At 38.8% G+C, this 23702-nt stretch carries 20 protein-coding genes; 11 read left to right on the top strand and 9 right to left on the bottom strand.

The genetic code is table 11. The features are described 5' to 3' along the window. Positions 1-12: 12 nt before the first annotated feature. Positions 13-444: a c-type cytochrome gene (locus tag PVK71_RS03600; RefSeq protein ID WP_274417671.1), complete on the bottom strand. Its 432-nt coding sequence runs from the start codon at positions 442-444 to the stop codon at positions 13-15. 133 nt (positions 445-577) lie between these two features. Here PVK71_RS03600 and PVK71_RS03595 point away from each other — a divergent pair, with 133 nt between their 5' ends. The 6 genes from PVK71_RS03595 (at position 578) to PVK71_RS03570 (ending at position 5655) form a co-directional block, all read left to right on the top strand. Next, positions 578-1216: a cytochrome b/b6 domain-containing protein gene (locus PVK71_RS03595; protein ID WP_274417673.1), complete on the top strand. Its 639-nt coding sequence runs from the start codon at positions 578-580 to the stop codon at positions 1214-1216. Between the two features lie 5 nt (positions 1217-1221). After that, complete coding sequence (locus PVK71_RS03590) at positions 1222-1647, top strand: MarR family winged helix-turn-helix transcriptional regulator (protein WP_274417674.1); 426 nt, start codon at positions 1222-1224, stop codon at positions 1645-1647. Positions 1648-1899: 252 nt separating this feature from the next. Continuing rightward, on the top strand, positions 1900-2433 hold the full coding sequence (gene ectA, locus PVK71_RS03585; RefSeq protein ID WP_165367175.1) for a diaminobutyrate acetyltransferase: 534 nt from the start codon (positions 1900-1902) through the stop codon (positions 2431-2433). A 25-nt stretch (positions 2434-2458) separates the two neighbouring features. Beyond that, positions 2459-3724 carry a diaminobutyrate--2-oxoglutarate transaminase gene (gene ectB / locus PVK71_RS03580; RefSeq protein WP_274417675.1) on the top strand — a complete coding sequence of 422 codons (1266 nt, stop codon included), beginning with the start codon at positions 2459-2461 and terminating at the stop codon, positions 3722-3724. A gap of 14 nt (positions 3725-3738) precedes the next feature. Further along, positions 3739-4125, top strand: coding sequence for an ectoine synthase (locus tag PVK71_RS03575; RefSeq protein WP_105055616.1), 387 nt, complete (start codon positions 3739-3741; stop codon positions 4123-4125). Between the two features lie 102 nt (positions 4126-4227). Further along, the gene (locus PVK71_RS03570; RefSeq protein ID WP_274417676.1) at positions 4228-5655 is read left to right on the top strand and encodes an aspartate kinase; all 1428 of its coding nucleotides are present in this window, start codon (positions 4228-4230) and stop codon (positions 5653-5655) included. A gap of 41 nt (positions 5656-5696) precedes the next feature. On the opposite strand, the gene PVK71_RS03565 is transcribed toward PVK71_RS03570, so the two are convergent. After that, a complete protein-coding gene (locus PVK71_RS03565) occupies positions 5697-6596 on the bottom strand; it encodes a LysR family transcriptional regulator (RefSeq protein WP_274417677.1) in 900 nt (299 codons plus the stop codon). A 139-nt stretch (positions 6597-6735) separates the two neighbouring features. On the opposite strand from PVK71_RS03565, the gene PVK71_RS03560 reads away from it, so the two are divergent. Beyond that, a complete protein-coding gene (locus tag PVK71_RS03560) occupies positions 6736-7173 on the top strand; it encodes a PACE efflux transporter (protein ID WP_274417678.1) in 438 nt (145 codons plus the stop codon). A gap of 160 nt (positions 7174-7333) precedes the next feature. Here PVK71_RS03560 and PVK71_RS03555 read toward each other — a convergent pair whose 3' ends face one another. Both PVK71_RS03555 and PVK71_RS03550 read right to left on the bottom strand, forming a co-directional pair. Continuing rightward, positions 7334-10102, bottom strand: coding sequence for a hypothetical protein (locus tag PVK71_RS03555; protein WP_274417679.1), 2769 nt, complete (start codon positions 10100-10102; stop codon positions 7334-7336). Positions 10103-10445: 343 nt separating this feature from the next. Then, on the bottom strand, positions 10446-10784 hold the full coding sequence (locus PVK71_RS03550) for a cytosolic protein (protein ID WP_274417680.1): 339 nt from the start codon (positions 10782-10784) through the stop codon (positions 10446-10448). 518 nt (positions 10785-11302) lie between these two features. On the opposite strand from PVK71_RS03550, the gene PVK71_RS03545 reads away from it, so the two are divergent. Then, the gene (locus PVK71_RS03545; RefSeq protein ID WP_443111704.1) at positions 11303-12286 is read left to right on the top strand and encodes a carbamate kinase; all 984 of its coding nucleotides are present in this window, start codon (positions 11303-11305) and stop codon (positions 12284-12286) included. Positions 12287-12378: 92 nt separating this feature from the next. On the opposite strand, the gene PVK71_RS03540 is transcribed toward PVK71_RS03545, so the two are convergent. The 5 genes from PVK71_RS03540 to PVK71_RS03520 all read right to left on the bottom strand — a co-directional run bounded on the left by PVK71_RS03540 (position 12379) and on the right by PVK71_RS03520 (position 19449). Next, a complete protein-coding gene (locus tag PVK71_RS03540; protein ID WP_274417682.1) occupies positions 12379-13176 on the bottom strand; it encodes a Cof-type HAD-IIB family hydrolase in 798 nt (265 codons plus the stop codon). 197 nt (positions 13177-13373) lie between these two features. Further along, complete coding sequence (locus PVK71_RS03535; protein ID WP_274417683.1) at positions 13374-16526, bottom strand: efflux RND transporter permease subunit; 3153 nt, start codon at positions 16524-16526, stop codon at positions 13374-13376. Between the two features lies 1 nt (position 16527). Continuing rightward, positions 16528-17646, bottom strand: a complete 1119-nt coding sequence (locus PVK71_RS03530; protein ID WP_274417684.1) for an efflux RND transporter periplasmic adaptor subunit — start codon at positions 17644-17646, stop codon at positions 16528-16530. Between the two features lie 177 nt (positions 17647-17823). Continuing rightward, positions 17824-18786: a 23S rRNA (adenine(1618)-N(6))-methyltransferase RlmF gene (rlmF, locus tag PVK71_RS03525; protein WP_274417685.1), complete on the bottom strand. Its 963-nt coding sequence runs from the start codon at positions 18784-18786 to the stop codon at positions 17824-17826. A gap of 306 nt (positions 18787-19092) precedes the next feature. Continuing rightward, positions 19093-19449: a YibL family ribosome-associated protein gene (locus tag PVK71_RS03520; protein ID WP_130047061.1), complete on the bottom strand. Its 357-nt coding sequence runs from the start codon at positions 19447-19449 to the stop codon at positions 19093-19095. Between the two features lie 86 nt (positions 19450-19535). On the opposite strand from PVK71_RS03520, the gene arfB reads away from it, so the two are divergent. The 3 genes from arfB to PVK71_RS03505 all read left to right on the top strand — a co-directional run bounded on the left by arfB (position 19536) and on the right by PVK71_RS03505 (position 23620). Then, complete coding sequence (gene arfB / locus PVK71_RS03515; protein ID WP_130044899.1) at positions 19536-19949, top strand: alternative ribosome rescue aminoacyl-tRNA hydrolase ArfB; 414 nt, start codon at positions 19536-19538, stop codon at positions 19947-19949. Next, entirely contained in the window at positions 19949-21868 is a 1920-nt protein-coding gene (locus tag PVK71_RS03510; protein WP_274417686.1) for a RecQ family ATP-dependent DNA helicase, read from the top strand. Before arfB ends, PVK71_RS03510 begins: the two co-directional genes overlap by 1 nt. Before the next feature lie 111 nt (positions 21869-21979). Further along, positions 21980-23620: a DUF342 domain-containing protein gene (locus tag PVK71_RS03505; protein WP_274417687.1), complete on the top strand. Its 1641-nt coding sequence runs from the start codon at positions 21980-21982 to the stop codon at positions 23618-23620. The last annotated feature ends 82 nt before the right edge of the window (positions 23621-23702 follow it).

Below are 23702 nucleotides of genomic sequence, written 5' to 3'. Positions count from 1 at the left end.
ATCAGGGGTTACTTAAAAACGTGAACGATAAGAGCGGTGACACGCGTTACACGTATCTTTTGCTTGCTCTAAACCTGCTTCTGCTAATTCTTTATCTTGTTGTTGGCTTGCTTGATAAAGTTGAACAAAGCCACTATCCATCTCTTGCATCAATTGATTAAACTTTTCAGGTTTATTCCATACTGCTTCTTTTGCTTTACTGCCGTCTTGGCTACCTTCAGGAAATGCTGTGGTTAGTAATTGGCTATGTTTAGAAAGCTCATGACTGATCAATTCAATTTCGTTCCAATTAGGTGCATCTTCATCAATCATGTCTTCGACTTGCTCTAATTGATTTTCAATATTCACAAAGGCCTGTTGTCTTGCGTTAATTAGCTCAGCACTCGATTGAGCAAATACAATATTTGGTAATAAAACACATAAGCTAAGTACTAATTTTTTCATTGGTGTCTCTCTGATTAATGTCTGACTCACTTCAAGTTGCATTTAATTTACATCACAACTGTTGCATATGCAACTGTTGTGATGTAAATCATTTCTCGGTTAGTTAAACAATTTATCAATTAGGAACAATAAAATGAAGATTTGGGATTTACCAACACGTTTATATCACTGGCTTCAAGCACTGCTTTTTATCGGATTAGCCGCAAGTGGCTTTAATGGAGAAGGACCGCATATCTACTTAGGTTTAATCCTGTTTACTCTTATTATGTGGCGCATTGTATGGGGATTTATTGGCAGTGATACGAGCCGTTTTAAAAAATTTATTGCTTCCCCAAAACGTACCATTCGTTATTTATTAGGAAAAGAACCATCAAAAGCGGGCCATAATCCAGCAGGATCTTGGATGGTTATCGGGTTAATTTTCACTTTATTTATTCAATGTATTACCGGTATCGCGTTAGCAGGGTTATTCGATCACATCCCTTACTCTGATATCGTCTTAAATGATGATGTCTTCGATATTTTCGTTACCCTGCATGGAATATGTGCACGTTTGTTACCGGTATTAGTCATACTGCATTTAGTTGCCATTCTTTTTTATAAATTACGCTCAAAGCCGCTTGTTTGGGCAATGGTTACTGGTATACAAAAGAAACTCACAGAAAATCAAACATCATCGAACCTGATGTTTGTATCAAATAAACGTGCATTAGTGGTGCTAATTGCAACTGGATTAGTTACCATTGCAATAGTTGTAAGCGCAGGAGTTTGAACACAATGGAAGAATTTGATCGTCAAAGCAGCTTTGGTTGGATGATGAACGTTATTGCTAATAAAGCATCAAAAAGTTTCGAAGCTGAATTAAAACAGCATGGTTTAACCGTTGCGCTGTGGCCGACCTTAATGTGTTTATGGGAAGGGGAAGGAATAACTCAACGTGATATTGCTGAAAAATCAAAAGTGGAAAACTCCACTACCACAAGAACATTAGACAAATTAGAAAAGTTAGGCCTTGTTGAGCGACAAGCGGATCCCAATAGTCGTCGTTCATTTCGAATTTACCTCACAGATGAAGGTCGAGCATTAAAAGAAACACTTTTACCGATCCCAATGAAGGTGAATAAAGAAGCGCTTAGCTCTCTTGATCTAAACGAGCAAAAAGAGATGATTCGACTACTACAGAAAATGGTCGCTGCTGTATAAATTATCTCTAAAAGAACACAAAAAATAGCCCACTAGAATGGGCTATTTTTTTATAAAAAAAACATGTAATTGTTCTATTTCACACAACTAAATGCATAGAACCCTAACTAAATAAAAGCATAAAAACGAGATCAATGTCGCATTAAATGGCTAAGAAATGCTCTTTTTTTGTGATTAACTTGCCTTTAGGTCTCTATAAATGCCAATAATAAAGAGGAATTTAATTAGAGTACAAAGGATATGTATTTACATATGACTATTGCAGCGCCCAGAATCTTGTGTTCAAGCATGGATATTGAACCCAGCAAAAAATGGACATTTAGAGAACCTTCAAGGACAGACGGTGACGATGTTTACGCATTGATCACCGAGTGTCCTCCTCTTGATATCAACTCTTCATACTGCAATTTTCTCCAATCTACCCATTTCAGTAAGACCTGCGTTTTAGCAGAGAAAGACGGCAACCTTGCTGGTTTTATCTCTGGTTACCATAAGCCTGATGACCCAAAAACATTATTCATCTGGCAAGTCGCTGTCTCTCCTCGCTACCGAGGTAAAGGTTTAGCTTACTCAATGCTAAATGAGCTTTTACAGCGCAAAAACATCAAACATACCGAATTCGTAGAAACAACCATCACCAAAGCCAATACCGCTTCATGGTCGCTATTTAAAAAGCTGGATGCCGAACATGGTGACCAAGGTAAGGTAACCACGTTTCTAGACAAAGAAGCCCATTTCAAAGGCAAACACGATACTGAATATTTGTATCGTATCGCTCTAAAATAAAATAGGAATCATAAACGGACTCATCATGAATATTTTCAAGAAGCAAGAATCACAAGTACGTTCATACTCAAACAGTTTTCCAGTTGTCTTCCAAAAAGCAAAAGGATGTTGGCTAGAAACCGAAAGCGGCGAACGTTACCTAGACTTCCTTGCTGGAGCCGGATCACTCAACTACGGTCACAACAACCCAGTCTTAAAGCAAGCTTTACTTGAATACATCGAAAATGATGGCATTACGCATGGCTTAGATATGCACTCAAGTGCAAAAGCCACTTTCTTGAATGCATTGAATAATTACATCCTAGAACCTAGAGATCTAGATTATAAAGTTCAATTTACCGGTCCTACCGGAACCAATGCCGTTGAGGCCGCTTTAAAACTGGCACGTAAAGTCACTAACCGAACTAACATTGTCGCCTTCACTAATGGCTTCCACGGTTGTACTGCTGGTGCACTTGCAGCAACAGGTAATCAACACCACCGCCAAGGTGCAGGTTTTAGTTTAAACAACATCACTCGCATTCCTTTTGAAGGTTATGCCGACATCGATGGTCTTAATCTGTTTGAAACCATGCTATCTGATAATTCAAGCGGTTTAGATAAACCAGCTGCGGTACTTTTAGAAACCGTACAAGGCGAAGGTGGTTTAAATGTTGCGTCCAATGAATGGCTACAGCGTTTAAACAAAATTTGTAAAGCCAACGACATTCTAATGATTGTTGATGATATCCAAGCAGGCTGTGGTCGCACTGGTACATTCTTCAGTTTTGAACCATCAGGTATTAAACCAGATATGGTTACATTATCTAAATCCATTGGTGGCTACGGCTTACCAATGGCGGTTGTCTTACTAAAACCAGAATTAGATGAATGGAAACCGGGTGAGCACAACGGTACTTTCCGTGGTAACAATCACGCTTTCGTTACTGCAGCAAAAGCACTTGAGATCTACTGGTCAAATACTAACTTTGAAGAGCATATTAAACAGACCTCTCAGAAAGTCAGTGATGTCATTCTTCGTGCAGTAAAACGCTACCCTAAACTGTTTGTTCAGCAAAAAGGTCGCGGCATGATGATTGGTATTGAGTGTAAAGATGGCATTATCTCAAGTGATATCGCTAAAGATTGTTTTAAAAACGGTATGATCATTGAAACCGCAGGTCCATCTGATGAAGTAGTGAAATTCTTCTGTCCGTTAACGATCACAGAATCTGAGCTAGAAGAAGGCCTAACCATCTTTGAAAACGCAATTGATAATATTGCAGAAAAACACTTCAAAAAAGCATCTTAATCAGGGACGATACAATGATTGTTAGAACACTAGACGAATGTCGTGATAGCGAACGACGCGTAGCATCTGAAACATGGGAAAGCGTAAGAATGTTGTTGAAAGATGACAATATGGGCTTCTCTTTCCACATCACCACAATTTACCAAGATACAGAAACGCATATTCACTACAAGAACCACCTAGAGTCAGTCTATTGCATGAGTGGCGAAGGTGAAATTGAAGTCATTGGCGGTGAAACCTACCCAATCAAACCGGGCACCTTGTACATTCTTGATAAGCATGATGAACACTACTTGCGTGCTTATAAAGATAAAGAAATGGTGATGGCGTGCGTGTTCAATCCACCAATCACAGGTGCCGAAGTTCATGATGAAAACGGTGTCTACCCTATCTTAGATTAAACACTCATTCCCCCTAGTGCTTATTTAAGTTAGTAGTAAATCCACTTGGGTTCAAGGTGACTCTAGTGGATTCTCCCTCTCAAAGTCAAAAAGGATTTACCCATGACTTATACCGTAGAAAAAATCGGCGGTACTTCTATGACGGCGTTTGATGCTGTTTTAGACAACATATTTCTTCGCCCTAAAAACCCATATAATCGTGTTTTTGTGGTATCTGCCTATGGCGGAATTACCGACTCACTGCTTGAGTGTAAAAAAACAGGCAAACCGGGTGTTTATAAACTTATCGCTAAGCGTGATGACAGTTGGGATGAAGCATTAGAGTATGTGAAAAATCGCATGCTATTAACCAATGAACACCTCTTTATTGATCCTTTAAATCGTTTAAGAGCAGATAAGTTCATTTGCTCACGAATTGATGAAGCCAAAACCTGTATTTCTAATATTCTTGAAACCTGTCAATACGGCCAGTTTTCACTGCGTCGTTATTTACCTCAAGTGCGTGAATTTCTATCTTCTATTGGTGAAGCACACAGCGCCTTTAACACGGCATTAAAGCTAAAAACCGTTGGAATTAACGCAAAATTCGTCGATCTTTCTGGTTGGGACAACCAAACTCCAAGAACATTAGATGAAACTATTACTGATGTATTTAAAGATATAGATGTCACCACAGAGCTGCCAATTGTTACTGGCTATGCATATTGCAAAGAAGGTCTAATGGGTACGTATGATCGTGGTTACAGTGAAATGACCTTTAGCCGCATCGCATCACTTACTCATGCTGATTTAGCGATTATCCATAAAGAATATCACCTAAGCTCAGCTGATCCGCGTGTTGTAGGCACCGATAAGGTATTCCCGATTGGACGTACTAATTACGATGTTGCTGACCAATTAGCAAGCTTAGGAATGGAAGCGATTCACCCTAATGCTGCGGCAGGGCTTCGTGAAAGTGACATTGAAATCCAGATTAAAAACACTTTTGAGCCAGAACACAAAGGCACGTTAATCTCATCAGATTACCAGCCAGAAACTAATAAAGTCGAGATCATTGCAGGCAAAGAAAAAGTGTTTGCCTTACATCTATTTGATCAAGCAATGGTAGGCCAAGTGGATAACGTCGGCTATGAGTTAATGGAAATTATCTCAGACGCCCAAGTGAGTTTAATTGGTAAAGAAATGAACGCTAATTCAATTACTTATTACCTTGGTGGCAGTACTGAAAATCTTAATAAACTGTTATATAAAGCAGAAAAACGCTATCCAAACGCCTCTATTAAAGGTCGTATGGTGGCATTAATTTCGGTGATTGGCTCGCAGATTGATACCAACAAAGCATTGGCAAAAGGGGTTTTATCATTGATGAATAATGACGTCACCCCTGTTGCTCTGCATGCGTCTATGCGTAACGTAAACGTGCAATTTGTAGTAAGCGATCAAGACTATCAAAACGCTATTCGAGCGCTACACCACGAGTTTTGTGAAAATACAGCCACCACACAAGCAAAAACTGAACAGGTCGCTTAGTTCCGTTTTACAGTGTAAATAAACCATCAACCGTTAGTTCATTAATGATGAGCTAGCGGTTTTTTTTGGCTAATCGTTTGTAAAGAGGACAATAACTCTTCTAATACAGGGCCAAAAACATGGCTACGCGATACCAAACAGCCCATTGGGGTAAGCCAGCCATCAAATTCATGCGCAATAGGCAGTGCCACAAGTTTATTCTGCTCTAATAAGCTCACTACACTATGCTCAGGCACTATTGTCCAACCCACTCCTTTACAAGCAAGATCCATCAAGGTTTGATGCGTATTGGCGTACCACAACTTTGAACTTATCCCATAGCTGAACCACAACTCTTTACGCTTTGAGCTGCGATGAACTAACTGTCTGTGCCCTTTCAATGCGGCATCATTCACAACAGGCAAACTGGCTAACTCATGCTCTGGAGACACAACGGTCAGAAAGCGCACATGGCCTAGAGTAAAGAAATCCATATCTACTTTTAGCTCGCCATCTGCATAGACAATCCCTACTTGGGCTTTGCCTTTTTTTACTAACTCTTCAACATCAAACGTTGAGGTTGTGATGATCTCAAAATCCGTCACAGGAAACTTATCTGCCAATGCCGCCAATATTTGTAATACATCGTCATTCATTAAGCTCTCATCAATGGCGATGACTAACTCATATTCATGCTCTCTCTCTAACGATTCGACCTTTTGATCAAAGTACTTTTGTTGATGCAAAATAGATTGAGCAATCGGCAATAACGCTTTGCCTTTCTCTGTTAGTACTGGCGTATTTTTCTCTCGATTAAACAGCTCTTGGTTAATTGAGATCTCTAAATTGGCAATGGCCTGACTCACGCCTGATTGAGCGCGCTTTAACTGACGAGCTGCGGCAGAGAATGAACCGCACTCACACACGGTGACAAAGATTTTTAATTGCTCAAAACTGTACATGGCATTGGTTTAGTTATTGGATTAAACACCCAAACTATCACGATTTGTGATAGCTGTTAACTTTATCTCTTTTATTCCCTCTCTATAATTGCTGATTCATTATTTTTAAATGTATCAATAATCATTAAGAGTCATCGCTATGAAAACCACTGAACGTATTTTCCACGCCGTATTATTTGAGGTATTGGCGGTATCACTGTCTATTCTTGGGTTAACTATTTTTACTAATCACGATGTTACTGCCCTATCAGGAACCATGATAGTCGTTGCCACTATCGCGATGATCTGGAATTTTATTTATAATTGGATTTTCGATCAATTCTTCACTGGCGAGAAAACACAGCGCACCCTTTCATTACGCATTTTCCACGTTGTTTTGTTTGAATTAGGGTTACTGTTCGTAACTGTACCTGTGATGGCTTACTTATTAAACGTAGGCATCTGGGAAGCGTTTGTGATGGATATTGGCGTGACTATCTTTATCACCATTTACGCATTTACCTTTAACTGGGTATACGACAATGTGCGAGCGATATTGGTAAGAAGAATGGCGAGAGATAAGTCGGTTGCTGCGTAATGCATTAGATATAATATAGAGCCCCTGATAGTAAACAACCCGCTGATTGGCGGGTTGTTTATTAGAGATATTTATAATCTATTACAAATTGAATTATTTATTCACTGGTAGTGAGATACTGAAGTCATCATATATTTCTTCATTTTTATAATTGTATAGCTCACCAATCGGTCCTTAAAACTGGAGCATAGCTATGATAATCACCATCATAATTATCTGAAAAATCATAATTATCAGTTTCATAACAATAAAAATTATCCTGTTTCAGATGATCGAGCAATAACCTCATATTTCCCCTCTTTTTAGAACTCAACACATCACACATTGTATATAATGTCGTGAAGGCATCCTCAGAAATCAACTTATCACCTCTAATTAATTCTTCTATTGTAGACTCAATATCATCTAAACTTTGAGCAAACAAACTAAATGCTCCTCGCCACCAGTCGCGAATAATAATAGTACTAAGATCAATCGACCTATTATCTCTCAACTCTAATGATGCAAGATGTTCTTGAAATCTAAAGTGACCAAATGACAGCTTTCCTGATACTTTGTCTCGAACCAATACAGTGCATGGATCTTCTAACTCTTTTACGCACTTTGAAATAAGTCTTGTCGTATACTTCGATCCGACTTTAATTTGTAAGTTTTGAATAGCTTCTCTATAACTTATATTACGGATACCCTGAGAATGCATGCTCCAAGCAAGAGCTTTAGCACAGGAAAATAATTCTTCGCTGCCCTGTTCCTGTCGTCGTATTCTTTTATTTGTATCATACTTACCAAGCAAAAGACTTAAACGCTCGCTATATATTTCAGATTCATTAGAAGGGGCTTTTATTCCTTTTTCAACCAATGTACAAAGAATTGTCGCGACTAATGGAGTTAAGAGGTTTTCATGAAGTTCCGTCCCTGAAATTTCATTCCAAAGCTTCATTCCTATGCATTCATCATTAAACCAACCACAAATGAAGCTTCGAAGCTGTTCAGGCGTAAACGGCAACAACGTAATTCCTAAAAAATTTATTTCCTTAAGATAGCTAACACAATCCCTACTTGAAATAATCCATTGAATTTTTTCATAGTTTTTTTTGAAATTATTCATAGCATCTAAAACAATAGGATACTCAGTTATTATTTCGTCCAATCCATCAAAAACAAGTACTACTCCATCATCTAAATATGGTTTAATTCTATCAATATTATCAGAATTAACTGCTAGTCCATACGATAATAAAATAATTGAATAGATTACCTTATCCAAATAAGTTGATTTAGTGTCTTTCGTATTTCTCTTTTCTATACCTAAGTTGGATAAACCTTGAACGACTCGATTCAAGCTACAAAATATTATTTTTCTTCCATTAATAGTTTCTTCGTAAGACTTAAAAAACATTTCTAGTGTGGTAGTCTTACCTACACCAGCACCACCATAAATAGCAACATCCTTGCCGGTATAAAATACATCATGTGCAGATATTGACACTCTATCAGAACAAGCTTCTAACTCTTTCAATTCAATTATAGAACTAAGAACCGATTCATCAGTATAAATACATCCAAAAAATCTAAGGCTAATTTCAACTGAATCAAGCAAGCGACGAACGCCTGCCATATTTGGGCGATCATCACTATTTAAAAATTTAACACAAGAACGATATTCTTCTACACGTTGTGAAATTTCTTTTTCAAGTTGAGAAGAATTTAAACACACATCGTAGTAGGGCTCAGGAATGATATCCTCTTTTAATAATTTCACATATCTTTGTTGTTCTACAATTTTGCTTGAAAAGTCATTAATAAGCTCAAAAGCCTTTTCAGCTAAATCAACAGATTCTTTGCTCAATTCTGATGTATCAAACCCACGACAGGACCTCTCCAATTTAAAATTATCATTTTTAACTTTTGAGCGAACATTTCTCAATTTATCCGTAATAAGTTCCAACGTAAGTTTATTAGAGCGAGACTGTTTTTTCGCTTCAAATTCTAGTCGCCCTAAAAGTAAAAACGCCCTTGAGTCAAATTCTTCAACAAGAGAAGATAAATGCGAAACAGATGAATTATAAGCTAATTGGTTAGCTTTATTCTCTTTTGAGTTATATTGATTGTAATGCTCTTTATATCTATCTTCGCTAACTTTTGTATCTTCTTTTAAAATATCTAAACCAACCAAATCAATGATTTTTTCACGCTCTAATTTAAGACTTTCCCATTGCTTTTTATTAATGAGCCTAAAACGTTTTTTTGTTATATGTGCTTTATATGTAACAAGAACTCTACTGTCAATTGACCCTACAAAGAATGATAAATCACTATAAAATTTACTAATATCAATAGAATCACGAACTGAGCAAAGTGCCCCTAATAGCTCATGATTTCTGTCAACAATATTTTCACTTTTAGCATTCCAAATTTTTTCTTCAAATGGTTCTAGTTTTTCTAAAAGGTCAGGGCAAAACTCTTCAATATCCTTCAAAATCCGCACACAATCGTACAACTCTAGCCAACCACGGTAACCATCATCAAACAACTCATCTTCCAGATCTTCTATAAATCGTTGAGTTATTGCATGCGGTGTTGCTATGTAGATATGATCTGGCTTGACTCGATCTCCGTTTCCCTTTGTAAAACCTTTAGATTTTGCCTGTCTTAATTGCCTACAAAGTCGAGATAAATCATTTCTAGCTAACATTTTATTTTTATTAAGCTTTTTTGCTTGAATATATACTACATATTCACCGCGTTTCGGTGGAGGTAATATAGCTGTCGCAATCAAATCTCTACCTCGTTCACTCGGCCCACCATGAAACTCTACACGATCATAACCCATAGACTTAAATAAAGGAGTTAAAATTTCTTTTGTAAAATCATCTTCTTTATACGCTTGCATTGCTAAAAAATATTTATCTTTCTGGTTATCTTCCATAGTCAAAGCCACATTATTTTTTTTAATTTTAACTAAATCAATAATTATAGTCCATTAAAAGACACCGAAAGTAAAGTATCTCTAAACACTAGAAGCAACATCAAAACAATAACTTACGCAATAAAAATTCACAAAAAGACATGTCATAAGTTAAGATTCACCTATGGCACTTGCTTACTTCTAGTGACGCCTTACTCGTGACCAAAACACTGTCTTGTCACCATACCCCATTATGGGTCGCCTAATGTGTCTTCTTGGTCGCCTTATTTAATATAATTCTCTGTAGAGTAAGTGCCCTCTACATCACGCCAGAATTTAATCGCGTAATCATACTGAATAATTTTCAATCCATTCTGGTAATAAAGGTTTGCTCGTCATCCACAAAAGCCACAAAGCTACCGTGATAGATAAACACTCGACCACGCCCCTCAACTAGGCAAGCAAGCTGTGGAAGCAAATCTTCTTCGTTATCCTGACTTTGAAACGTGCCAGTATCCGTGATTACACCGCTGAATGTAGGCAAATACCCATAAGTGCGCTTAGCTTGATCAATCAAGCTCAATTCGCTGGCAATAGAAAAGCAAGAGGGGATCGCACCGGCTTCTTCGATAAACATCGTTTTAAGTTCTTCAAAAGCGGTAATCACCAGCCAGTCGATATCGTTAACATGATGGATAAACATAGCGTTTCTCGGTTATTCTAGTGCGGAGATTTTATCACTATTAGGGGAGAGCGTAGTAGATATTTAGTTGTTAAATTATTTCCTAAGATTCATTAGATCCAACTTGAAATGCGTTTTGTTCATTTCCTAAACCAATCACTTATTTTCGACATCACTCCTTATATCCTCAAACTCCCTCGCACAAGAACTCTACTTTCAAAAAACACAATAGAATATATCTCTCCAGAGGCCCTCACTTTAGCTCATTACACTAATTTAACATCAGATGATAAGTTATATACAAAGAAACACCTACTTACATATATTCTCTATTTATAAAATAAATACGGTGCGTTGCTGATATTTCCAGTATAGAATCCCCGCTCAATGTCCAGTCTATGTCTTCGCAGCCCTTGCTTTCTAAATAAGGTGATGCTGAACACGGTAGATTTGTGATAAATAGACGCTGGCTAAATACAGAGAAAAATGAATCTCTATTTGGTGATAACAGCACTGATGTGGCATTGATAAAATTTAAAATGAGTCGTACAACAATGAAACCAACAATTGTTATTGCCCTAGGCGGCAATGCACTATTGCGTCGTGGTCAGGTTCTTTCTTATGAAAATCAACTTGAAAACGTAAAGGTAGCGGCAGAATCTATTGCTAAATTAAGTGAAGATTACCGTATTGCTATTGTTCATGGAAATGGCCCACAAGTTGGTTTATTAAGCCAACAAAATGATGCCTTTGATGCTGTTCCTTCTTATCCTCTTAGTTGTTTAGTTGCCGAGTCTCAAGGGATGATAGCAACCATGCTTGCACAAGAATTACGTAATCGCGTTGATTGTAACGTATCAACAATTCTTACTCATGTTGATGTTGATAAAGCCGATCCTGCATTTAACGATCCGATGAAGTTTATTGGTCAAGTCTATTCAGAAGCAGAAGCCAAAGCGCTTGCTGAAGAGTTTAATTGGTCTATTCGCCAAGATGGAGACTACTTTAGACGCGTTGTTGCTTCTCCTGCTCCTAAAAATATTCGTGAAAGTGAATTGATCTCATTAGCTTTGCAGCACGATAACATCGTTATTTGTTGTGGCGGTGGCGGCATTCCAGTTTGCACTGATGAGAATGGCATCACTTCAAATATTGATTGTGTTATTGATAAAGACTCAACGGCATCATTACTTTCTCAACAAATTTCAGCCGACTTTTTCTTAATTTTGACCGATGGTGATGGGGTATTCTTCCATTACGGTAAGCCAAACCAAATCAAATTAGACATTGCGACAACCGAAGAATTAAAAGGCTATGCGTTTGATAAAGGCTCTATGCAGCCAAAAATTGATGCGATGATTAATTATGTTGAAAATGTCGATATTTCAATTGGTATCATTACCGATTTGCATTTGGCTTTAGATGCGCTTAATGGCACCGCAGGTACAAAAATCGTAAAAGATAAGTTCTATGTGGATTCTGTTCCTCACCAACAAAATGATGGCGAGTTAACCCCTGCTTAACCAACCGCTCTAATGCTATTTCAATGCACTAGAAAAACAAAAGCCCTAACGCGCTGTTAGGGCTTTTTAATATCAAATGATACGTGATAATTTTATAATACTTGCTCTTTAATCACGGTAAATACCCCTGCTTCTTTATTACTTGGCGCGATAAAACGAGCTGTCTCTTTCACCTGCTGATGTGCGTTTTCCATCGCGTAAGAGTAGTAGCTCTCTTGCAGCATTTCTAAATCATTTAAGTAATCACCAAAGCTCATCGTCTCTTCGAAGCTAAAGCCAAGCGTGTTTTGTAGATGTTTGATCGCCGCCCCTTTAGAAGCGACGGCATTCATTACATCGAGCCAGATCTTAGCACTGACCACCACTTGATGTGTATAACCAAACTCTGCATTTATTACAGGATTAATATGCTCTGCTGAACCAGAAAAATGACAAAGAGCGACTTTAATGAACTCATCATTCACTGCTAATAAATCTTCTACGTATTGGCAACGTTGATAATATTTAGAGAACTCGGCTAATGCTTGTGGGTCTTGAGTTTCAATATAAGCCGATTGTTTTCCGCACAATACAATGTGTGCTCCATCTATAGAACGCGCGGTTTGAATAATGTTTTTGATTGATGGTGTATCTATCGTGCAACTGTAAAGCTCTTGGCCTTTATGCATCACTAACGTGCCATTCTCTGCAATGAACATCATGCGATCTTTCACTGGTTCAAACGTTTCTAATAAGCTGTAGTACTGACGTCCAGACGCCGCGGCAAACATGATACCTTTGTCTTCTAGTTGCTGATAAAGATCAAAAAAACTTGGGTCTAACTGGCTGTGCTCATTAAGTAATGTGCCATCCATATCGGCAGCAATAAATTTTACGTTGTGTTTTTGCATTGATTAATACTCAGAATAAATTGGAAAATTGAATGCGCTGAAGCGTGGTAATGACAAAAGAGTATATACCTTAGCATTATGGGATCCGAACCACTCTAGTACAAAATGAGAGGTTAATGTCACTCTTTTTGTAAATAAAAAAGGAGCCACGAAGGCTCCTTTTAGTTAAATTGCTTAACGTATTAGCTTCTTGTCAATCACTCATCATCAATGTGAACAAGCTTGGTACTTCCACCGTGCAGTTTCTCACGACGACGTTGCACCATGGCATAGAAACCAGGGATAAGTAATGTACCTACCAATAACACACACAGTAAACCGCCAATCAGTGACACACCCAGAGAGTTTTGGCTGATGTAACCGGCACCTGATGCAAACACCAATGGCAAAATACCTAAGATGAATGACCACGATGTCATGTTTACCGCGCGGAATCGTAAACGACCACCATTCACCGATGCGTTATCTAAATCTGTCTCTTTCTCTTCACGTTCGTTTTTCGCAAACTCTACAATCAAGATGGCATTTTTTGCGGCCAGTGCGATTAAGAGAACCAAACCAATTTGAGCGTATAGATTCAATGGCATTCCGGCTAAATTTAAGGCCACAAAGGAGCCTAATGTCGCCACAGGAACCACAAGGATAATCGCCAGAGGAATACTCCAACTCTCGTACTGTGCCACCATGAATAGATAAATAAAGATCAGCGCTAAAGCAAACGCATAAATCGCTTGGTTACCCGCTTTCACTTCTTGGTAAGCCATGCCTGTCCACTCGTATTGGTAACCATGAGGAAGCACTTCGGCTGCAACACGTTCCATGGCAGCAATCGCATCACCACTTGAATAGCCTGCAGCAGGTTGACCTTGAATAACGGCTGAACGATACATGTTGTAACGCCACGCTACATCAGGCTCAAATACCGTGTCATAAGTCACCAGTGTACTTAGTGGCACCATTTGACCAGAGTTTGCACGAACGTGGAATTTATCCAAATCATCCATACTGCTACGATACTGACCATCCGCTTGCATGGTTACGCGGAAGTTCTTACCAAACATGGTGAAATCATTCACGTACATCGAGCCCAAGTTGCCTTGCAGCGTTTGGAAAATAGAGCCAAGCGATACACCCAGTTGTTTGGCTTTTTCACGGTCAATATCCACATAGTAGTGCGGAACATTGGCACGGAACGTACTGAATGTATATTGGATTTCAGGCTGCTGATTTGCCGTTTGAATCACTTGGTTCATCACATTTGCTAAATCTGTGCGATTACGACCTAGCGTGTCTTCTAATACAAATTCAAAACCAGAGGCTGCGCCCATACCCGGAACCGCTGGCGCACCCATCGCGAAAATCACCGCTTCTGGTAATTCCATTGCAGCACGGCCATTAATGCGATTAGTAATGGCGAATGACGAGTTATCACCCTCCATCTCATTACGAACATCCCAAGGTTTTAATTTCACAAACAATGACGCGCCGTTAGAAGCTGCCGCCCCTGTTAAAAACGCATAACCGTTGGCAATAGTAACGCCATCAACACCTTGCTCTTGATTCAAGATCTCAAGCACTTTGGCTGACACTTCTTCAGTACGAGAAAGTGATGCTGAATCTGGCAACTGCACGTTAACCAGCAAGATCCCTTTATCTTCTTGAGGAACGAATGCCGTTGACGTATTTTTCGCAAGGTAAGTCACCGAGCCAAGCGCTACGGCAAAAAATACCATCAAGATCGTTGTTTTTCGAACAAAGAAGCCTGCAATTTCACCGTATTTATTAGTAACTTTATCTAAACCACGGTTGAAGGCTTTAAACCAACGAGCCGTATTATCTCCCCCTTGCTTTAGCACCAAAGAACACAATGCAGGAGAAAGCGTTAACGCATTAATTGATGAGATAATTACCGCAATACAAATGGTTAATGCGAACTGGCGATACATGATTCCAGTAATACCCGGAAGCATTGCAACAGGAATAAACACCGCAAGCAGAACCAAAGTAGAGGTAATGATTGGGCCTGTTACTTCTTTCATCGCAATTAACGTGGCTTTTCTTGGGCTTAATGACGGATCACGCTTCATAATTGTATCGACGTTTTCGATAACCAAAATGGCGTCATCCACCACGATACCAATGGCCAAGATAAGGCCAAACAAGGTTACGGTATTAATGGTAAACCCGGTCATCAGCATGACAGCAAAGGTACCAATTAACGATACTGGAATTGCGACAACTGGAATTAACGTTGCACGCGCACTGCCTAAGAACAGATACGTTACCGCGATTACCAATAAAATTGCTTCAATTAAGGTTTTTACTACCCCTTTAATGGATTCTGCAACAAACAATGTGGTGTCATAACTGGTTTCATACGCCAAGCCTTCAGGGAAAGTCGCACTGAGCTTTTCAAGCATCTCCATTACTGCTTTTCCACTCTCTAATGCGTTGGCATCCGATTGCAGAGACAGCGTTACGATAGAGGCGTCTTTTCCTCTAAATTGGCCATTACCGTCGTAGAATTTCTTACCTAACTCAACACGCGCAATGTCTTTTAGATAAACTGATGACCCATCGTTATTTGCACGAAGCACCACATTTTCAAACTCTTCAACCGACTCTAAACGTCCTTTAGTTACTAGGTTAAACTGCACATCTTGCGCGCTGGCGTATGGTGCTGCACCAATTTTACCTGCTGCAACTTGTACGTTTTGTTCAGCTAATGCGGCATGAACATCAGAGGTAGTTAACCCTAAGTTGGTCATTTTATCTGGGTCGAGCCAAACACGCATTGCATATTCACCACCACCAAGTACACCAACTTCACTAATACCCGTGACACGAGCCAGCTGATCTTTAATGTTTAGGTTTACATAGTTAATTAAAAATTGGTCATCATACTTACCATCAGGCGAGTAGAAGTTCAGTACCATCAAAAGATCAGGAGAGCGCTTTTTAACGGTGACACCTACCATGCGTACTTCTTGTGGCAGTTTAGATTCTATTTGCGCAACCCGGTTCTGAACGTTAACCTGAGCCATGTCAGGATCGGTGCCCACATCAAAGGTAACGTTCAATGAATACGAGCCATCATTGGCACTTTTTGAGGACATATAAATCATATCCTCAACCCCATTGACCGAGGTCTCTATTGGATCGGCAATGGCTTGCTCAACAACCTCTGCACTCGCCCCTGTGTAGTACGCATTAACGCTTACTGAAGGTGGGCTTATTTTAGGGTATTCCGCCACAGGAAGAATCGCTAAAGAAATGGCTCCGGCAAGAGTGAGAATAATAGAAATAACCAGAGCAAACTTTGGACGCTGTATAAAAAATCGACTTAGCATATTAAGACTCCGCGTTCTCTAGACGAACCTGAACGCCATTTCTTACACGTTGTAATCCTTTCACTAGCACTTGCTCATTCGCTTCTAGACCAGAGCTGATAATCACCCCTTCTGGCAATTGCTTACCCAAGGTAACATTGCGTCGTTCAACAATATTTCCTTCCGTCAGTACCATCACAAAGCTGCCTTCTAAGTCACTTTGCACCGCACGACGAGGCGTAACAATAACGTCCGTTGGTTTCTTTTCTCGTAGATTTACGTTGATATGCTGACCCGGAAGCAAGGTGAAATCAGGATTTTGAACCAATGCACGAAGCGTTAACGTACCTGTGGTTTGGTCGATACGGTTACCAATGTAATCTATCTTACCTAGATGATTATATTCTTTACCATTCTCAAGATTTAGAACGACTTCAACTTGGCTTGATGCACCATCACCATCGCCTTTTACTTGATCGATCCCCATTAATAAACGTTCGCGCTCACTAATGGTAAAACGGGTGTGAATTGGGTTTAAACTCACCAAAGTAGTCAATACACCTGAAGCCGGTGAAACCAAATCACCAAGACTGACTTTACTGTCGCTAATACGTCCTGAAAATGGGGCGGTAATAGTAGTGTAAGAAAGGTTAACTTCCGCCAATTTTAATTGCGCTTGAGCCGACTCAACTTGTGCTTCACCACTTAATAATTGTGCGGTTAAGCCATCAAATTCAGCTTGGCTAATGTTGCCTTTAGGAAGTAGGTTTTTACCACGCTGGAAATCAAGTTGTGCTTTTTTTAATGCTGCATTCGCTTGAGTGATGCCCGCTTTGGCATTGGCTACTTGCGCTTCAAAGGTAGAAGGATCGATCTGAAAAAGTACATCGCCTTTCTCAACCATTTGGCCTTCTTTAAATGAACGAGACTGAATATAACCAGAAACATGAGCAACAATAGACGCATCTTCCATCGCTTCAATACGGCCAATATAAGTTTTACCTTGTTGGTATTGAATAGACTCTACGGTATGGGTTGCTACAAGAGGAGCAGGAGGTGCTGTTTTTGTCGCCGCTTCATCACTGCAACCGACAAGGAAGGCTGCACTAATTAAAGAAGCAAGAAGAGTTTTTGATTTCATAAAATAACCATTTAACTGTCGAATTCTGTGTATTCTGACAGCTAAATGATTGAAATTATTAATGTTAAATCGCAGAGATTGTTACTGAATGTGTCTGTAATTTACGTTTAGTCAAATTTAGAAACATTTTATAACTAACCCATTGATAGCTAAAGAATAAAATCAGTATCTAAAAGCTTACAAATTTACATTAGCTTGGAATGTCCATGCCACAAAACGGCTGATTTTCTGACCTTGAGCCATATCAACTGTCTTAATCGTTTTAACACCTAATCGTGCAAGCTCTTGATGTAAAGCTTCTACGTTTTCTTTCTTAGAAATCAATGTCGTAAACCATTGAACTTGCAGTGCAAATTCACAACTCTCTTTTGCCATTTTAGTAATGAATGCTAATTCACCACCTTCACACCAAAGCTCTGCTTTTTGGCCACCGAAATTCAGTTTTTTCACGCCTTTTAATTCATTGTAAGCGTGACCTTTCTTCGATTTATTTGTCGCTAGATTCTGTTGTTTACGCTCAGATCCTGCTGTTGCTTCTGCTTCTGATGCATGGAACGGAGGGTTACACATGGTGAACGCAAATTCATCTTGTGGCTTGATAATACCTCTAAAGATATTCTCTTCATTTTTCTGCTGACGACACTCAATACCCTTCTTCAGACTTGGGTTATTGTTTGCAATAAACGACGCCATTTTAAGCGCTTGAAGATCAATATCAGAACCAACGAAATTCCACTTATATTCACGATGACCAATGATTGGGTACACACAGTTAGCACCCACACCGATATCTAAACCACGCACGTTTTTACCTGTTGGGATCTCACCGTCATTAGTGATTGCAAGTAAATCAGCAATGTTATGAATGTAATCTGCACGACCTGGAATTGGTGGGCATAAGTAACCTTCTGGAATATCCCAAAATGGTACATCATAGAAATGTGCTAATAATGCTTTGTTTAGCGCTTTAACAGCAAGAGGATCTGAAAAGTTGATTGATTCATTACCATATTGATTCGTTTCAACAAATGCTTTCAGTTCAGGCGACGTTGCGATCAACGCAGGAAAATCATAATTTTCATTATGTTTATTGCGAGGGTGCATCGGTGTTTTCGTAGGAGCAGATTTAGAGTGTGTCATGTGATTTTCTGATAATGAATAATAGCGGACATCATAGCTGATGTATGAATGAATTACTTAAAAAAATAGCCATGCTCTTATCGATATCATGGCTATTTATATTTCAACACGTACTTGTGTTTTTAGTTTGAAATGAAAAGTTATACCAATCACAGTAAGTAAGTGAACAGAAATAGCGCAGGAGAAATGCTTGAGAACAAGGCGAAATTTTTCGATAAGTAGTTATTCTACAATCAAAAATTTCAACACAGTTATCGAGCATTTTAACCAGCTAGGATGATCAGTTATTTACTACGATTGGTATTCTTAGAACGCTTGTGGTGCGAATCCTGTCATTTCTTTAAGTCCTAGCTCTTTGCCAAGCGCTGTCATTGGGTGAACAACGACTAAACCGCGAACCGATTTTTTCAGTTTACCCATATCAGCTTGCTCAGCTTTAGTAATAGCACGCTTGAACTCAAGGTTACGAACTTCAGTACCCTTGTTGCCCATTTCGTATTGCTGCTTACCTTTTAGCTTAGTGATTTTCTTTTCTAGTGTTTGAATTTCCTGCAAGAATTGCTTAACGACAGGCTTATCATCGCGCTTTTCTGCTGCCGCTAAACGGTTCTTACAACGATCTAGACGGTGATGAATTTTTTGCAGTTCTTCTTTTACACTCATGAAATTACCTTTGTATTGAAAATGGTGCGCATTGACGCTAACTGATAGTATACCCTCTATTAGAACAACGATCATAGGTTTATTACATGCTAACCATTTCAAACCAAGTCCAATTAGCCGATTGGGAAATTGAACTGACTGCGATTCGAGCTCAAGGTGCGGGTGGACAGAATGTGAATAAGGTCTCAAGTGCCATTCATCTTCGTTTTGATATTGCAAAATCAACGTTACCTGCCTTCTATAAAGAGCGTCTATTAAAAATGAAAGATAGCCGTATCACTAAAGAAGGTATTATCGTTCTCAAAGCACAACAATTTAGAACTCAAGAAAAAAATCGAGATGATGCGCTTGAGCGTCTAAAAGCGTTAATATTATCAGCAGCAGAAACTCAAAAAGCGCGCCGAGAAACAAAACCAACACGCAGCTCCCAACGCAAACGAGTGGATAACAAAACCCAACGTGGCCAAACTAAAAGCATGAGAAAAAAGGTAGATTATTAATGAATTATCAGCAGACATTAAAAGAGGTATTTGGCTTTGACTCTCTAAGAGGTGGTCAACAACAAGTTATCGAGAAGGTGCTCGATGGCCACTCGTCTGCGGCTATTTTTCCTACCGGTTCAGGTAAATCATTATGCTATCAGCTGCCTGCTCTTTTATTGCCTAATCTAACCCTCGTAATTTCCCCTTTGCTTGCCTTAATGAAAGACCAAATTACGTTTCTTAAAAGCAAAGGCATTGCTGCTGCATCGATTGATTCAACTCAAACTCGTGAAGAGACTCAAGCGATCTTACAAGGGGTAAGAAATGGGGAGATTAAGATTTTAATGATCTCTGTTGAGCGATTAAAAAACGAACGCTTCCGCCAGTTTATCGCTCAAATCAATATATCTTTACTTGTTGTCGATGAGGCACACTGTATTTCAGAGTGGGGCCATAACTTTCGACCTGATTATTTAAAGTTGCCACAAGATTGTAAAGAGCTGAATATACCTCAAGTACTCCTATTAACCGCAACAGCAACACCAACGGTTATTGAAGACATGGGCAAAAAGTTTAACATTACAAAAGAAAATGTGGTTATCACAGGCTTCTATCGCTCCAACTTAGATATCTCAATTATACCTGTAGAAGAAGAGCAGAAACGTTCAGCACTGTTTGCCACCTTAAAACAAAAGCCAGATCAGGCAAGTATTGTTTACGTTACTCTTCAGCAAACGGCTGAAAACGTGGCTCAATGGTTACAATCTAATGGTATTGAAGCAAAAGCCTATCATGCCGGACTAAAACACGATATCAGAGAGACGATACAGCACCAATTTATGAATGGCGACATTAACTGTATTGTCGCTACCATTGCTTTTGGTATGGGGGTAGATAAATCAGATATTCGCCAAGTCATTCACTTTGATTTACCTAAATCCATTGAAAACTACTCGCAAGAAATTGGTCGTGCCGGGCGAGATGGCAAGCTCTCATTTTGTACCGTTCTTGCCAATACCTCAGGTTTAAATGTATTAGAAAACTTTGTTTATGGTGATACCCCTGATAGAGAAGCGATTCAATATGTGTTGGACGACATCTATAAGTCATCAGAAACGTGGGAGACTCAATTACTACGTTTATCTAAAGACAGCAATGTTCGTCAATTGCCTTTAAAAACCTTACTGGTGTACTTAGAGCTAAAACACATCATTCAAGCCAAATACAGCTACTATGCTGATTATCGCTTTAAAACACTAATCTCTATTAATGACATTATTGCTAAATTTCAAACTGAGCGTCAGCAATTTGTATCTACAATTTTTCAATGCTCTCCAAAAGCCAAAACATGGCACACGGTTGATTTTGATGCATTGTGGATGGGTTATCGAGGTGAACGTAAACGTGTCGTTGCGGCATTGGATTATTTTCATGAGCAAGGTTGGATTGAACTTGAAAGTAAACAAGTTACAGAGGTTTATCAAATTCTAGACAAGGTAGAAAGCACCCATGTTTTAGCTCAAGAACAGCACCAACTGTTTAAAAATAAAGAGCTGAATGAGATAAACAGAATTCATGCAATGCTCGATTTCTTTGAAACAAAAACTTGCCTTAGCCATGAGTTAGCAGGCTATTTTGCCGATTTTAATGCACCAGAGAAATGTGGCCACTGTTCAGCTTGTCGCTCTGAAGCGGCAGTCTTACCAAGAGGCTATACGCATTTCATTGCAGATGATGAACAAGTAAAATGGTGGTGCCAAGAGCTACAAAATAACAGTAAAGAACCGTTAGCCAACGCCGTTTTTGCTCGTTTTTTATGTGGTATTCCCACACCATTAACCACAAAAATAAAAGCCAACAAAATGGCTGGTTTTGCCAAATTTGAATCCCAACCTTATTTTGAAGTTCTTGAATTAGTTGGAAAACTTAATGGATAATTTTATATAATTGTGAATCGGTTTACACTTACAACACTTAATGTAAACCCTATACGCTATAAGTGATAATATCCTCTCCAATATGCTATAAAAAGTTTCTTTGGAGAGAATATGATTGAGCAGTTCTTAATCTTATCAGATGACAAATATACCGTACATTTTGTTATTCCTGAAAACATCGAATTACCCCACCTAATTGAAGTGCATCATATCCATCAAGCTTTAAAAAAAATTGGGGCCGAAAAATACTATCTATTTGATAATGAAATAGAAAATATTGTCACATCGATAAAAAAAGGAAGTGTGTCTGAGTTAAATGGCACTCTCATTTCACAACGCTTAGATGCGCAGTTATCTATCAATATGCAAGAAGATGAAATGACTGCGACCATGACAGTAACAGGTGCTTATGGCGGCATACCATTACGCGGCCCATTAATAATAGAAGCATTAACAAATAAACATATTTTGAAGGGTATAAATAAAGATAACCTTAAAAATCTATTGTTAAAAAGCCAAGTTCTTAAGCCTGGGGAAACAATTTCAAATATCATTGCTGTTGGTCAAGAACCAATAGCAGGACAAGATGCGCAGTTCAAATCTCTTGTACCTAATATTCTAGAGCGTGTATTACAGCCACAAGAAATGGATGATGGCCATGTTGATATGCGAGATCTAGGGGAAGTAATTAGTGTTAAAAAAAATACACCATTGATGGAAAAAATCCCTGCTACACCAGGAACAAACGGCCTTACTATAACAGGGAAAAGTATCATTGCAGCTTCTGGCATTGATTCTGATTTTCAGCTTTACCCAGGCTCTTCAATCTCTTCTTCTGATTCAAATATATTGATTGCCGATATCGATGGTTCGCCTTTAATTCATTCTTCTGGCGTTACGGTTGATAATCTTCTAGCCCTAAAAAATGTGAATGCGACATCAGGTCACGTTTCATTTAATGGCAGTATTTTTGTTCAAGAAAACATTGAACCGGGTATGAAAGTATCAGCAGAAGGAAATATTACCGTTGGTGGCTTTATCGAGAATGCAGAAGTCAATGCTAAGGGAGATGTCACTGTGATGAACGGGATCATTGGACGCCCTGTCGCTGATGGAGAAGCCTTAATTTGCCGCATAACAGCAGAAGGTAGAGTGACCACAAAACTCGCTCAAAATGCACATATAATGGCACACAACGATATTCATATTGCATTGCATTCAAATCACTGCGAACTTGAATCTCTAGGCTCTATTTTTGTTATCGATAAATCAGAAAAACACGGAACAATTAGTGGCGGAAGCGCTACGGCAAATGGCCTAATTAAAACAGCGAATCTCGGTATTGAAGGAGGCGCTTATACAAAAGTTCACGCTTTTCACGATTTCAGTAATCAAAAAGAAACACTTCACTCACTACAAAAGCACTGTGATGATATCAATGCACAAATCATTAAAATTGAGCAGATAAATATTGAACGACAATCACCTGAATTAGCTGAAAAAATCCTTCGCTCAAAAGAGAAATCTAACCAAGATTTACTCACTTTAAAAGCGACACTAAAAAAAGAACAAATCACGTTTAATTTAAACCTTAAACAAAATCATATATTTGTGACTAATAAAATTTTTCCACGAGTTGATATTCAATTTAATACGGAACATTTAGTGACAAAAAGAGAATACAGTCCAAGTAAGGTTTTTTATTCTGGTTATGAGATCGATATTGAACCTGTACTGATAAAGAAAAAATAAATGGATTTTTGTTTCTTATAAGCAAAAAAATAGCATTGGCAGTTACGCTCAATGCTATTTTTATCACATCATTTTATACAGA

Origin of the sequence: Aliivibrio sp. S4MY1 (assembly GCF_028765545.1) — a bacterium.
Lineage (GTDB): Bacteria > Pseudomonadota > Gammaproteobacteria > Enterobacterales > Vibrionaceae > Aliivibrio.
This window is presented reverse-complemented; position numbering and strand designations above follow the sequence as displayed.

Excerpts from the sequence above, each read along its gene's own strand:
- ectA (WP_165367175.1), top strand. The coding sequence starts at position 1,900 with ATGACTATTGCAGCGCCCAGAATCTTGTGTTCAAGCATGGATATTGAA.
- PVK71_RS03535 (WP_274417683.1), bottom strand. The coding sequence starts at position 16,526 with ATGCTAAGTCGATTTTTTATACAGCGTCCAAAGTTTGCTCTGGTTATT.
- arfB (WP_130044899.1), top strand. The coding sequence starts at position 19,536 with ATGCTAACCATTTCAAACCAAGTCCAATTAGCCGATTGGGAAATTGAA.
- rlmF (WP_274417685.1), bottom strand. The coding sequence starts at position 18,786 with ATGACACACTCTAAATCTGCTCCTACGAAAACACCGATGCACCCTCGC.
- PVK71_RS03540 (WP_274417682.1), bottom strand. The coding sequence starts at position 13,176 with ATGCAAAAACACAACGTAAAATTTATTGCTGCCGATATGGATGGCACA.
- PVK71_RS03510 (WP_274417686.1), top strand. The coding sequence starts at position 19,949 with ATGAATTATCAGCAGACATTAAAAGAGGTATTTGGCTTTGACTCTCTA.
- PVK71_RS03560 (WP_274417678.1), top strand. The coding sequence starts at position 6,736 with ATGAAAACCACTGAACGTATTTTCCACGCCGTATTATTTGAGGTATTG.
- ectB (WP_274417675.1), top strand. The coding sequence starts at position 2,459 with ATGAATATTTTCAAGAAGCAAGAATCACAAGTACGTTCATACTCAAAC.
- PVK71_RS03505 (WP_274417687.1), top strand. The coding sequence starts at position 21,980 with ATGATTGAGCAGTTCTTAATCTTATCAGATGACAAATATACCGTACAT.
- PVK71_RS03595 (WP_274417673.1), top strand. The coding sequence starts at position 578 with ATGAAGATTTGGGATTTACCAACACGTTTATATCACTGGCTTCAAGCA.
- PVK71_RS03555 (WP_274417679.1), bottom strand. The coding sequence starts at position 10,102 with ATGGAAGATAACCAGAAAGATAAATATTTTTTAGCAATGCAAGCGTAT.
- PVK71_RS03550 (WP_274417680.1), bottom strand. The coding sequence starts at position 10,784 with ATGTTTATCCATCATGTTAACGATATCGACTGGCTGGTGATTACCGCT.
- PVK71_RS03600 (WP_274417671.1), bottom strand. The coding sequence starts at position 444 with ATGAAAAAATTAGTACTTAGCTTATGTGTTTTATTACCAAATATTGTA.
- PVK71_RS03590 (WP_274417674.1), top strand. The coding sequence starts at position 1,222 with ATGGAAGAATTTGATCGTCAAAGCAGCTTTGGTTGGATGATGAACGTT.
- PVK71_RS03545 (WP_443111704.1), top strand. The coding sequence starts at position 11,303 with ATGAGTCGTACAACAATGAAACCAACAATTGTTATTGCCCTAGGCGGC.
- PVK71_RS03565 (WP_274417677.1), bottom strand. The coding sequence starts at position 6,596 with ATGTACAGTTTTGAGCAATTAAAAATCTTTGTCACCGTGTGTGAGTGC.
- PVK71_RS03575 (WP_105055616.1), top strand. The coding sequence starts at position 3,739 with ATGATTGTTAGAACACTAGACGAATGTCGTGATAGCGAACGACGCGTA.
- PVK71_RS03530 (WP_274417684.1), bottom strand. The coding sequence starts at position 17,646 with ATGAAATCAAAAACTCTTCTTGCTTCTTTAATTAGTGCAGCCTTCCTT.
- PVK71_RS03570 (WP_274417676.1), top strand. The coding sequence starts at position 4,228 with ATGACTTATACCGTAGAAAAAATCGGCGGTACTTCTATGACGGCGTTT.
- PVK71_RS03520 (WP_130047061.1), bottom strand. The coding sequence starts at position 19,449 with ATGAGTGTAAAAGAAGAACTGCAAAAAATTCATCACCGTCTAGATCGT.